An 11466-nucleotide genomic window follows, 5' to 3' on the forward strand; every position below is an offset into this window, starting at 1 on the left:
GAGCAACGCGGCGATCAGGAAGCCCGCCACCACGCCCGGCCCGCGCGGCGCGGCCGCAGACGACGCAGACGACGGCAGAGGCCGGTTCGCCATGGCGCGCTCGGCCGCCACGATGCCCCACGTCGCAAGCGCCAGCGCCACGCTCGACAGCACGAAAGGCCCGCGCGGATCGACGTCACGCAGCATCACGCTCAGGTACGGTGCCAGCGCACTCGCCAGCCCCAGGCCCAGCATCGACAAGGCCACCAGCCACGGCTGCTGCGGCTTGGCCGCGTAGCGCCCCACCAGCGTGAGCGGCGGCGCACGCAAGGCCGACGAGGTGACCGACCACAGCACCACGAGGCCCAGGAAGAGCGGCGCCGAACCCGCCGGGGTGGCGAACGGCAGGGCAAGGAAGGCCATGCACGACAGCAGCGTGAGGCCCAGCACCGCCCGCCCCAGCCGGCCCAGCACGCGCACCGCGCGGTCGCTGGCCACGCCCATCGCGTAGTCGGCCAGCACGAAGACGAGCTGGTCGAGCATCAGCACGTAGATCACCGCCGAGCGCGGGATGCCCACCTGCGCCGCGAGCTGCGGCAGGAAGATCACGTACACCGTCCACGACAGCGCGAAGAAGAACTGCACCACCGCCAGGTACACGCCGACCGTGGTGGATGGGCCTGCCGGGGCCGGGGCGTTGTTCATGGCTGCGAGCATAGCCAAGGCATCGTCGGTAGCATCGCGGCCCATGAACCTCATCTATGTCGCCGACCCCATGTGCTCCTGGTGCTATGGCTTTGCCAAGCCGCTGGACGAGCTGCTCGCACAACCCGGCCCTGCCGCCCCCTTGCAGCTCGCGCTGATCATGGGTGGCCTGCGCCCCTTCACCACCGAAGCCATCACGCCGGAGCGCGCCAGCGAGCTCGCCGGCCACTGGCACCACGTGGCCGAGGCCAGCGGCCAGCCGTTCGCGCAGGCGCCAAACACGGCACTCCATATCCCCGGCTTCGTGTACGACACCGAGCCCGCCAGCCGCGCCGTCGTCACCGTGCGCACGCTTTGGCCCAAGCTGGTGTGGCGCTACCTCAAGGCCGTGCAGCACGCCTTCTATGCCGAGGCGAAGAACGTGGTGCAGCCCGAGGTGCTGGCCGACGTGGCCGAGGCCATGGGCATTCCGCGTGCCGACTTCGCCAAGGCCTTCGCCTCGCAGGAGATGCGCGACGCAACGATGGCCGACTTCCAGCAGTCGCAGCAATGGGGCATCCGTGGCTTCCCGGCGCTGATCGCCGAGCATGGCGACCACCTGCACCTGGTGGGCCAGGGCTACATGCCGATCGACGCGCTGCGCGAGCGCCTGAACGCCGCGACCACGCACCACTGAACGCACGCTGAATCTCTGACGCGGCGCTATCCTTGTCGCCACTGGCCCGCACGAGGCCGACAAGGAGACATCTGATGATGAAGCGCCGCACCCTCCTGCAATCCGCCGGCGCCGCCGCGCTCGTGCCGCGCTTGGCGCTGGCGCAGGACAAGTACCCCAGCAAGCTCATCACCTGGATCTGCCCCTACGCCGCCGGCGGCAACGCGGACAACCGCTCGCGCCAGGTGGCGCGCGTGATGCAGGCGCTGATGGGCCAGACCATCATCATCGACAACAAGGCCGGTGCGGGCGGCAACATCGGCACCGAGGCCATCGCCAAAGCCAAGCCCGACGGCTACACCATCGGCATGGGCAACTTCGCCCCCTTGGCGGTCAACCACGCGCTCTTCAAGAAGCTCAACTTCGACCCCTTCAAGGACATCGTGCCCATCATGCTCATCGAGCGCGGCCCGCTGGTGCTGATGGTGCGCAACGAATCACCCTACAAGACGGTGAAAGACATCGTGGCGGCCGCCAAGGCCTCGCCCGGCAAGCTCAGCTACGCCTCGGGCGGAATCGGCGGCACGCACCACTTGAGCGGTGCCCTGTTCGAACATGCGGCCGGCATCGAGATGATCCACTCGCCCTACAAGAGCGGCGCGGCCGGCGCCACCGACCTGATGGGCGGCCAGGTCGACATGATGTTCGAGCAGATGTACGCCGCGGCTCCCTCGCTCAAGAGCGGCCGGCTGCGCGGCATCGCCATCACCAGCAAGACGCGCTCGACGCTCTACCCCGAGCTGCCCACCATGGCCGAGAGCGGCTACCCGGCGGTGGAAGTGCTCAACTGGCAGGGCATCGTCGGCCCCAAGGGCCTGCCGGCCGAGATCGTGAAGCAGCTCAACGCCGTGGGCAACCAGGCGCTGCAAGACGCCGGCTTGCGCAAGACCATCACCGACCAGGGCAACGAGGTGGTGGGCGGCACGCCGGAAGAGTTTGCCGCGCTCATCAAGGCCGAGGCGCCGCGCTGGGGCAAGGTGGTGAAGGAAGCGAAGATCGAACCCGAGTGATGGGTTTGCAGCAGCGCCCGGCGAAGCCGGGAAGATAGAGGCGTTTTCGCACGCTGATCCACTTTTCTGAGCCCCCCTTCCTCGCAGACGATTCGCCTCGACGGATCAACTGCTTGGAGGGATATGAAGACGCTCAAGAACCTCTCGCTCGGCGCGAAGCTCCTGCTCGCACCGGCCCTGGCTGTGCTGTTGCTGATGGCGGTGGGCGTGGCCTGCTACCTCGGGCTGTCCAGCCAGCGCGATGCCATCCACCACATCGTCGACGTGCGAACGCCGCAGCTGCTGTCTACCACTCGCATAACTGAACAGTTGCATGTGGTTCAGGGCCTCACCTACAAGCTGCTGGCCTGGCAGAACTCGGCCCGCGCCGCCGAGGAGCGCAGCGCGCTGGAAAAGCAGCTCGACACCGAGTTGAAGACCCTGGCCACGCTGGCCGACGCGCTGGCCCAAGCCGGCGATGCAGCCCGCCCCAACACGCCGCATGAGAGTGAGCTGGTCGCCGCCCTGCCCGCCCAGGTGGCCGCCTTCACCAAGAACATCCGCGCCGCCCTGGACCTCGCCGAGGCCGACCCGCTGCTCGGAACCAACCTGCTGATCAAGGGCGACGCGCCCTTTCGCCGCCTGCTGGCCGACGTGGACGAACTGCGCCGCGCGCAGGAAACGCATGCCCAGGAGGCCGCCGCGGGCGCGCAGCGCGCCTACGCCACGGCGCTGGCCACCACGCTGCTCGCAGTGGGCATCGGCCTGGTGGCGGCCTGGGCGGCGGGTTCGCTGGTGCGCCGCGCCATCGTCTACTCGGTCAACGCCATCCACACCGTGGCGCTGCGCCTGCGTACCGGTGACCTCTCACCCATGCCCCCCGTCGAAGGGAGCGACGAAGTGGCGCGCTCCGCCCAGGCCCTGGCCGACACCGTGGGCACGCTGCGCGCCACGCTCGCCAAGGTGGTGGGGGCCTCGCAGCAGATCGACCTGGCCATCCACGAGATCGCGCAAGGCAATGCCGACCTGTCACGGCGCACCGAGCGGCAGGCGGCCGAACTCCAGCAGGCCAGCGCCGGCATGGCACAACTGCTCACCACGGTCGGCGAGAACAGCAGCAGCGCCAGCAGCGCGGCCAGCCTCGCCGAGCAGTCGTTCAAGGCAGCCGAGCAAGGCGGCGAGATCGTCGACCAGGTGGTCAAGGTAATGGGCGACATCACCGACTCGGCGCGCCAGATCCGCGACATCACCGGCGTGATCGACAGCATCGCGTTCCAGACCAACATCCTCGCGCTCAATGCCGCGGTGGAAGCGGCGCGCGCTGGCGAGCAGGGCCGCGGCTTCGCGGTGGTGGCGGCCGAGGTGCGCACGCTGTCGCAGCGCAGCGCCAGCGCGGCCAGCGACATCAAGCGCCTCATCACCGACTCGGCTGCGCGCATCGACGCGGGGGCCGGCCTGGTGAACGAAGCCGGCGCCGCCATGCGCCGCATCGTCGACGCCGCCGGCAGCCTGGCCACCAACGTGGAACGCATCTCGGGCGCTTCGCGCACGCAGAACGACGGCATCGCCACGATGACGCAGGCCGTCTCCAGCATCGACACGGCCACGCAGCAGAACTCGGCGCTGGTCGAGCAGGCCGCTGCTGCCGCGGCCTCGCTGCGCCAGGAGTCCGAACGCCTGGTGGAGGCGGTGTCGATCTTCAGGATGAGCGCCGCCCATTGAACACATCACCACGGACAAGGAAGCACACCATGCGCACCCCCTCTTCGACCCGCCGCTGCCTGTGCATCGCGCTCGCGACCGCCAGCCTCGCCACGCACGCCTTCGCCGAAGGCCCCAGCAAGGACGACGCCGTGAAGATGATCGAGAAGGCCGTGGCCATGCACAAGGCCAGCGGCAAGGACAAGACGCTCTCCGCCGTCAACCAGCACGGCGGCCCCTTCCACAGGGGCGAGCTGTATGTGTTCGCCTACGACACCACGGGCGCCATCGTGGCCCATCCGGTCAACCCCAAGCTGGTGGGCAAGAACCTGCTGGAGGTGCCCGACCCCGACGGCAAGTTCTACCGCAAGACCATCCAGGAGCTGGCCGCCACCAAGGGCTCGGGCTGGGTCGACTACAAGTACAAGAACCCCGCGACCGGCCGCAACGAACCCAAGACCACCTACATCCAGAAGGTGGAGGACGTGATCTACGCCTGCGGCGTGTACCGCTGATCGAGCCACGCACCGACCAGGCGCGGGTCGTTCACCGTGCGCAGCTCGGCATAGGCCTCGGCCGCCTCGGGGTAGCGCCGCCGCAGGTAGTTGAGCCACTGCTTCAGGCGGCCCGCGCGGTGGCGCGGCACGAGGTTCTCGCAGACCAGGCCCCAGAACGCGTGCAGCAGCGGCAGCACCTCGTGCCAAGGCAGCGGCGCGCGCTGCGGTGAGGCAATGGCCAGCGCCAGGCCTGGGTCGCTGACCATGCCGCGGCCGAGCATCAGCGCATCGCAGCCCGATGCGTGGCGGCAGCGCTCGGCGTCGTCGGCATTCCAGATCTCGCCATTGGCGACCACCGGGATGGCCAGCGCCTCGCGGATCTCTTGAATGCGGTCCCAGTAGGCCGGCGGCTTGTAGCCGTCGGCGCGTGTGCGCGCGTGCACCACCAGCTCTTCGGCGCCGCCGCTGGCCAGCGCCTGCGCGCACTCCAGCGCGAGCGAGGCATCGTGGAAGCCCAGCCGCATCTTGGCCGACACCGGCATGCCCGCCGGCACCGCCCGGCGCACGGCCGAGACCAGCCGGTTCAGCAACGGTGGGTCGACCAGCAGCGCCGCGCCACCGCCGTGGCGGTTGACCACCTTGGCCGGGCAGCCGAAGTTCAGGTCGATGCCCGCCGGCCCGAGCGCAGCCAGCTTGGCGGCGTTCTCGGCCAGGCACGCCGCATCGGAGCCCATCAGCTGCGCACGCACCGGCACACCGGCCGGCGTGCGGCCACCGTTGCGCAGCTCGGGCACCACGCGCACGAAGGCACGGTCGGGCAGCAAGGTGCCGGTGACGCGGATGAACTCGGAGACGCAGCGGTCGATGCCGCCCACGCGCGTGAGCACGTCGCGCAGCCGGTAGTCGAGCAGGCCTTCCATCGGGGCCAGGAGCAATTGCGTCATGTTCGGTATTCTCCGTTGCCATGGCAGCCCACATCACCTCGGTCAGCCTCAGTGCTGCGCACAGCTTCTCGAAGAACGCTGCCTCGCAGATCCGGCTGCTGGCCGGCCTGGGTGTCGAAGGGGACGCCCATTGCGGCGTCACGGTGAAACACCGCTCGCGCGTGGCGCGCGACCCGATGCAGCCCAACCTGAGGCAGGTGCACCTCGTCCATGCCGAGCTGTTCGAGGAGCTGGCTGCGCAGGGCTTTGCCATCTCGCCCGGCCAGATCGGGGAGAACGTCACCACGCGGGGCATCGCGCTGCTCGACCTGCCGGTGGGCACGCGGCTGCAACTCGGTGAGTCGGCCGTCATCGAATTGACGGGCCTGCGCAACCCTTGCGAGCAACTCAACAGTTTCCAGCCCGGTCTCACGGCCGCCGTGCTCGGCCGCACACCCGAGGGCAAGCTGGTGCGCAAGGCGGGCGTGATGGGCATCGTCGTCACGGGCGGCACCGTGCGTACCGGCGACGCGATCCGCGTGAGCCTGCCCGCACACCCTCACCGCGAACTGGAGCGCGTCTAGGCATGCACACCGGCTGCACCGTCTTCGACACCGCCATCGGCCGCTGCGGTATCGCCTGGGGCGAGCGCGGCATCACGGCCTTCCAGCTGCCCGAGCCCAGCGACGCCGCCACGCTGCACCGCATGTTCCGCCGCGGGTCGGCCGTGGCGCAGGGCGTGCCGCCGCCCGAGGTGCAGGACGCCATCGAGCGCATCGTGGCCCTGCTGCAAGGCGAGGCCGTCGACCTGCGCGGTGTGCAAATCGACTACGACGGCATCGCGCCCTTCAACCGCCGCGTGTACGAGATCTCGCGCGAGATCCTGCCCGGGCAGACGCGCACCTATGGCGACATTGCCGCCGAGCTGGGTGACCTGGGCGTCTCGCGCGCCGTGGGCCAGGCGCTGGGCGCCAACCCCTTCGCCATCATCGTGCCCTGCCACCGCGTGCTCGCAGCCGGCGGGCGCTCGGGCGGTTTCTCGGCAGGCGGCGGCGTGTCGACCAAGCTGCGCCTGTTGCTGATCGAACGGGCGCAGTTCGGCAGCGAACCCGGACTCTTTTAGCGGGTAGCATCCGCCCGGTTCAACCCATTCGAACATTCAAGGAGACCCCGATGACGACACTGCGCAGCCTCGCCCTCGCGGCGCTCACCGTGCTGGCCCTGCCCGCTGCCCACGCCCAAAGCGCGAGCGCTCCGGCCAAGCAGGAGCCTGGCACGGTGACGACCCAGAGCGGCCTGATCTACCGCTCGCTGAAAGACGGCAGCGGCCCGAGCCCGGCCGCCACCGACACCGTCAAGGTCCACTACCGCGGCACCTTCCCCGACGGCAAGGAGTTCGACAGCTCCTACTCGCGTGGCCAGCCTGCCGAGTTTCCGCTCAACGGTGTGATCAAGTGCTGGACCGAAGGCGTGCAGAAGATGAAGGTCGGCGGCAAGGCCAAGCTGGTGTGCCCGCCTTCCATCGCCTACGGCGAGCGCGGAGCGGGCGGCGGCGTCATTCCCCCCAACGCCACGCTGACGTTCGAGGTCGAGCTGCTGAGCATCGCGCCCAAGCGCTGACCGATCCCCTCAGGCCACGACGGCTTCGTCGTCGTCGGCCTCTTCCCCGAGGAAGCCACCGCTCTGGTGCGCCCACAGCCGCGCATACAGGCCGCCCTGCGCCAGCAGGCTGCGGTGGTCGCCGGCCTCGACGATGCGGCCCTTGTCGAGCACCACCAGCCGGTCCATCGCGGCAATGGTGCTCAGGCGGTGGGCGATGGCCACCACGGTCTTGCCCTCCATCAGCCGGTAGAGGCTGGCCTGGATGGCGGCCTCCACTTCCGAATCGAGCGCGCTGGTCGCTTCGTCCAGCAGCAGGATGGGCGCGTCCTTCAGCATCACGCGGGCGATGGCGATGCGCTGCCGTTGCCCACCCGAGAGCTTGACGCCGCGCTCACCCACGTGGGCGTCGTAGCCGCGGCGGCCTTTCGCATCGCCCAGGCCGAGGATGAACTCGTGCGCCTCGGCGCGCCTGGCGGCGGCCAGCATCTGCTCTTCGCCGGCATCGGGGCGGCCGTAGAGGATGTTGTCGCGCACCGAGCGATGCAGGAGCGAGGTGTCCTGCGTGACCATGCCGATCTGCGCGCGCAGGCTGTCTTGCGTCACGTGGGCGATGTCCTGCCCGTCGATCAGCACGCGGCCTCCCGCCACGTCGTAGAAGCGCAGCAGCAGGTTCACCACCGTCGACTTGCCGGCACCCGAGCGGCCCACCAGGCCGATCTTCTCGCCGGGGCGGATGTGCAGCGAGAGCTGGTCGACCACCGGCTTCGCCTCGGGCCCGGTGGCGCCGTAGGCAAAGCTGACGTTCTCGAAGCGCACCTCGCCGCGCGTCACCTTGAGCGGCTGGGCGTCCGGCTTGTCGAGCACGGTGAGCGGGCGCGACAAGGTGGTGATGCCGTCCTGCACCGTGCCGATGTGCTCGAACAGCGAGGTCATCTCCCACATCATCCAGTGCGAGATGCCGTTCAGGCGCAGGGCCATGGCGGTTGCGGCCGCCACCGCGCCCACGCCCACCTCGCCGTGCGTCCACAGCCACAGCGCGGCGCCGGTGGTTCCCACGATCAGCAGCACCGAGAGCGCCTGGTTGGCAATCTCGAAGGCAGTGACCAGGCGCATCTGGATCTTCACCGTGCCGAGAAACTCTTCCATCGCCGAACGCGCATAGCCGGCCTCGCGGCCCGCGTGCGAGAACAGCTTGACGGTGGCGATGTTGGTGTAGGCGTCGGTGATGCGGCCCGTCATCAGCGAGCGCGCATCGGCCTGCTCCTTGGCAATGCGCCCCAGGCGCGGCACGAAGTAGTACAGGGCACCGGCGTACAGCGCCAGCCACGCCACCACCGGCAGCAGCATCCACAGCGCGAAGCCGCCCAGCAGAGCGAGCAGGGTGACGAAGTAGATGACGACGAAGACCACCAGGTCGGCCACGATGAACCAGGCATCGCGCACCGCCAGCGCCGTCTGCATCACCTTGGTGGCCACGCGGCCGGCGAACTCGTCCTGGTAGAAGCTCATGCTCTGGTTGAGCATCAGGCGGTGGAAGTTCCAGCGCAGCACCATCACGAAGTTGCCGCCCAGCGTGAGGTGCTTGAGCGAGGTCTGCGCACCCACCACGGCCACGCTGAGTGCCAGCACGCCAACAAGCAGCAGCAGCGTGCCGCTCTCCTGCGCCCACAACTGCGCGGGCGACACGTTCGCGAGCCAGTCGACGATGTGGCCCATCATGCTGAACAACAGCGCCTCGAAGGCGCCGATGACGGCCGACAGCAGCGTCATGCTGAAGAGAAAGCGCCGCAGGCCCAGCGTGCCCGCCCACAGGAAGGCGACGAAGGAACGCGGCGGCGGGCTGGGCTGGGCTTCCGGGAACGGGTGCAGCAGACGCTCGAAGTAGCTGAACAAGAAAGCCCCTTGGTTCTGAGTGAGCCCGCAAGGTTAGCGGATGTGACTTCTCGATAATGGCGCGGCTTCGATTGCCCCTGATGTTCCGCCCCACCCTCCGACATGCCCTGCTGGCCCTGGCCGGCATCGCGCTGGCTGCCACCGTCGCCATCGGCGCCACGCTCACCGTCCTCTACAACGACCTGCCCGAGCTCGGCATGCTGGTCGACTACCAGCCACGCCAGCCGCTGCGCGTGTTCACGCGCGAGGGCATCGAGATCGGCGAGTTCGGTGCCGAGCGGCGCTACTACCTGCCGATCGCGCACACGCCGCGGCTGATCCAGGACGCAGTGCTCGCCATCGAAGACGCCGGCTTTCGCGAGCACCCGGGCGTGAGCCTCAAGGGCACGCTGCGCGCGGCGCTGGCCAACCTGTGGCGCTCGCGCAGCCAGGGCGGCTCGACCATCACGCAGCAGGTGGCGCGCACCTTCTACCTCTCGTCGAAGAAGTCGTACACGCGCAAGCTGCGCGAGGCGCTGCTGGCCCTCAAGATCGAGCGCCACCTGGGCAAGGACCAGATCCTCGAGCTGTACCTGAACCAGATCTACCTCGGCCAGCGCGCCTATGGCTTCGAGGCGGCCGCGCAGTCCTACTTCGGCAAGCCGCTCACGCAGCTGTCGGTGGCCGAGACCGCCATGCTGGCCGGTCTGCCGCAGAACCCGCGCTATGCCAACCCGGCCACCAACTTCGAGCGCGCGCGCAAGCGCCAGCTGCTGGTGCTGGAACGCATGCGCGCCACCGAGGTGATCACGCCCAAGCAGTACGAGGTCGCCCGCGCCGAGCCGCTGCACGTGCTGCGCCGCAACGAGAGCCCGGTGCACGCCGAGTACGTGGCCGAAGCGGTGCGTCAGACCATCCACGCCCAGTACGGCGAAGCGGCCTACTCGCAGGGCCTGAAGGTCACCACCTCGCTGCGCGCGGCCGACCAGCAGGCCGCCTGGCGCGCGCTGCGCAAGGGCCTGATCGACTACGAGCGCCGCCAGCCCTACCGCGGCCCGGAAGACGAGGAAGACCTGCCCGAAGGCCTGGCGGCCGACGACCCTGCGCTCGCCCAGGCGCTCGCCGACCACCCCGACGACGACGAGTTGCGCGTGGCCCTGGTCAGCGAAGCCGGCCCGCGCGAGGTGGTCGCCACGCTGGCCAGCGGCGAGGTGATCCGCATCACCGGCGACGGGCTGCGCCAGGTGCAGAGCGCCCTGCTGCCGCGCGCCAAGGCGGCGCTGCGCATCCGGCGAGGCGCGGTGGTCCGCGTCGTGCTCGACACCAACAACCGCTGGTCGATCACGCAATGGCCCGAGGCGCAGGGCGCACTGGTCGCGCTCGACCCGCAGAGCGGCCGCATGCGCGCGCTGGTGGGCGGCTTCGACTTCGGCCGCAACCAGTTCAACCACGCCACGCAGGCCTGGCGCCAGCCTGGGTCGAGCTTCAAGCCCTTTCTGTACTCGGCCGCCATCGAGAACGGCGTGATGCCCGGCACGCTGGTGAACGACGCACCGCTGCCCCCGGATGCCGATGGCAACCCGCCCGAGTGGGACCCGAAGAACGCCGACGACCAGTACGACGGCCCGCTCAGCCTGCGCGACGCGCTGGCGCGCTCCAAGAACCTCGTCACCATCCGCCTGGTACAGCTGCTCGGCCCCGAGGCGGCACGCCAGTGGGCCGCGCGCTTCGGCTTCGACGCCGACAAGCACCCGGCCGATCTCACGCTGGCCCTGGGCTCGGGCTCGACCACGCCACTGCAGCTGGCCACGGCCTATGCGGTGCTGGCCAATGGTGGCCACAGCATCAAGCCCGTCATGATCGAGCGCGTCACCGATGCGAAGGGTGCGACCTTGTTCGAGGCGCCCACGCAGCCGCTCACCGAGGCCGAGCGTGTGGTGCCGGCGCGCAATGCCTACCTCACCGACAGCCTGCTGCAGGAAGTGACCCGCAGCGGCACCGCGGCGCGCGCGCAGGCCCAGCTCAAGCGCACCGACCTCTACGGCAAGACGGGCACCACCAACGATGCAGTCGACGCCTGGTTCGCGGGCTTCCAGCCCAGCGTGGCCGCCGTGGTGTGGATGGGCTACGACAACCCGCGCAGCCTGGGCTCGCGCGAATCGGGTGGCGGGCTTTCGTTGCCGGTGTGGATCGACTACATGCGCACTGCGCTGCAGGGCGCGGCGGTGCAGGAGCTGGAAGTGCCCGAAGGCCTGGTGCAATCGACCGACGGCGAGTGGGTGTACGCGCCAGCGGAGCCGAGCAAGCCTTAAGCCTTCTTGCGCAGGCTCCAGAGCTTGCCAGCCAGCGTCACCAGCACCAGCGTGAGGCCGCCGGCCACGATGCCGAAGACGCCATCGAGCAAGGTGGGCGCCACCACACCGAAGAAGCCACCCAGGCCCTGGGCCACGTGTTCGATGGCGTGGTGCACCGGCGGCAGGCCG

Annotated in this window: 11 protein-coding genes; 8 read left to right on the forward strand and 3 right to left on the reverse strand. The window is 69.5% G+C overall.

The window, feature by feature from the left end; translation table 11 throughout:
• Nucleotides 1–684: MFS transporter (locus tag VFL64_RS17305; RefSeq protein WP_489541624.1), on the reverse strand; the 684-nt coding region annotated here is incomplete at its 3' end.
• A 43-nt stretch (nt 685–727) separates the two neighbouring features.
• Here VFL64_RS17305 and VFL64_RS17310 point away from each other — a divergent pair.
• The 4 genes from VFL64_RS17310 to VFL64_RS17325 all read left to right on the forward strand — a co-directional run bounded on the left by VFL64_RS17310 (nt 728) and on the right by VFL64_RS17325 (nt 4604).
• On the forward strand, nt 728–1360 hold the full coding sequence (locus tag VFL64_RS17310; RefSeq protein ID WP_489541625.1) for a DsbA family protein: 633 nt from the start codon (nt 728–730) through the stop codon (nt 1358–1360).
• 74 nt (nt 1361–1434) lie between these two features.
• Complete coding sequence (locus VFL64_RS17315) at nt 1435–2409, forward strand: Bug family tripartite tricarboxylate transporter substrate binding protein (RefSeq protein ID WP_489541626.1); 975 nt, start codon at nt 1435–1437, stop codon at nt 2407–2409.
• A 123-nt stretch (nt 2410–2532) separates the two neighbouring features.
• Nucleotides 2533–4110, forward strand: a complete 1578-nt coding sequence (locus tag VFL64_RS17320) for a methyl-accepting chemotaxis protein (RefSeq protein WP_489541627.1) — start codon at nt 2533–2535, stop codon at nt 4108–4110.
• A gap of 29 nt (nt 4111–4139) precedes the next feature.
• Nucleotides 4140–4604: a cache domain-containing protein gene (locus VFL64_RS17325; RefSeq protein WP_489541628.1), complete on the forward strand. Its 465-nt coding sequence runs from the start codon at nt 4140–4142 to the stop codon at nt 4602–4604.
• On the opposite strand, the gene VFL64_RS17330 is transcribed toward VFL64_RS17325, so the two are convergent.
• A complete protein-coding gene (locus tag VFL64_RS17330; RefSeq protein ID WP_489541629.1) occupies nt 4580–5530 on the reverse strand; it encodes a tRNA dihydrouridine synthase in 951 nt (316 codons plus the stop codon). The genes VFL64_RS17325 and VFL64_RS17330 overlap by 25 nt on opposite strands.
• A 20-nt stretch (nt 5531–5550) precedes the next feature.
• Here VFL64_RS17330 and VFL64_RS17335 point away from each other — a divergent pair, with 20 nt between their 5' ends.
• Genes VFL64_RS17335 through VFL64_RS17345 form a run of 3 tightly spaced genes read left to right on the forward strand, consistent with a single transcriptional unit; the run spans nt 5551 to nt 7129 of the window.
• Nucleotides 5551–6093 (forward strand): MOSC domain-containing protein, encoded by a 543-nt coding sequence (locus VFL64_RS17335; RefSeq protein WP_489541630.1) that lies wholly within the window; start codon nt 5551–5553, stop codon nt 6091–6093.
• A gap of 2 nt (nt 6094–6095) precedes the next feature.
• A complete protein-coding gene (locus tag VFL64_RS17340) occupies nt 6096–6632 on the forward strand; it encodes a methylated-DNA--[protein]-cysteine S-methyltransferase (RefSeq protein ID WP_489541631.1) in 537 nt (178 codons plus the stop codon).
• Between the two features lie 50 nt (nt 6633–6682).
• On the forward strand, nt 6683–7129 hold the full coding sequence (locus tag VFL64_RS17345) for an FKBP-type peptidyl-prolyl cis-trans isomerase (RefSeq protein ID WP_489541632.1): 447 nt from the start codon (nt 6683–6685) through the stop codon (nt 7127–7129).
• A gap of 9 nt (nt 7130–7138) precedes the next feature.
• On the opposite strand, the gene VFL64_RS17350 is transcribed toward VFL64_RS17345, so the two are convergent.
• Entirely contained in the window at nt 7139–9004 is a 1866-nt protein-coding gene (locus tag VFL64_RS17350; protein WP_489541633.1) for an ABC transporter ATP-binding protein, read from the reverse strand.
• A gap of 80 nt (nt 9005–9084) precedes the next feature.
• Here VFL64_RS17350 and VFL64_RS17355 point away from each other — a divergent pair, with 80 nt between their 5' ends.
• Nucleotides 9085–11295: a penicillin-binding protein 1A gene (locus VFL64_RS17355; protein ID WP_489541634.1), complete on the forward strand. Its 2211-nt coding sequence runs from the start codon at nt 9085–9087 to the stop codon at nt 11293–11295.
• Nucleotides 11296–11466 lie beyond the last annotated feature (171 nt).

The sequence above is a fragment of the Rhizobacter sp. genome, assembly GCF_035702065.1.
GTDB lineage: Bacteria > Pseudomonadota > Gammaproteobacteria > Burkholderiales > Burkholderiaceae_C > Rhizobacter.

Bases quoted from the DNA above. Each gene is read 5' to 3' on its own strand.
- VFL64_RS17355 (WP_489541634.1), top strand. From the start codon at position 9,085: ATGTTCCGCCCCACCCTCCGACATGCCCTGCTGGCCCTGGCCGGCATC.
- VFL64_RS17330 (WP_489541629.1), bottom strand. From the start codon at position 5,530: ATGACGCAATTGCTCCTGGCCCCGATGGAAGGCCTGCTCGACTACCGG.
- VFL64_RS17335 (WP_489541630.1), top strand. From the start codon at position 5,551: ATGGCAGCCCACATCACCTCGGTCAGCCTCAGTGCTGCGCACAGCTTC.
- VFL64_RS17320 (WP_489541627.1), top strand. From the start codon at position 2,533: ATGAAGACGCTCAAGAACCTCTCGCTCGGCGCGAAGCTCCTGCTCGCA.
- VFL64_RS17325 (WP_489541628.1), top strand. From the start codon at position 4,140: ATGCGCACCCCCTCTTCGACCCGCCGCTGCCTGTGCATCGCGCTCGCG.
- VFL64_RS17315 (WP_489541626.1), top strand. From the start codon at position 1,435: ATGATGAAGCGCCGCACCCTCCTGCAATCCGCCGGCGCCGCCGCGCTC.
- VFL64_RS17310 (WP_489541625.1), top strand. From the start codon at position 728: ATGAACCTCATCTATGTCGCCGACCCCATGTGCTCCTGGTGCTATGGC.
- VFL64_RS17345 (WP_489541632.1), top strand. From the start codon at position 6,683: ATGACGACACTGCGCAGCCTCGCCCTCGCGGCGCTCACCGTGCTGGCC.
- VFL64_RS17340 (WP_489541631.1), top strand. From the start codon at position 6,096: ATGCACACCGGCTGCACCGTCTTCGACACCGCCATCGGCCGCTGCGGT.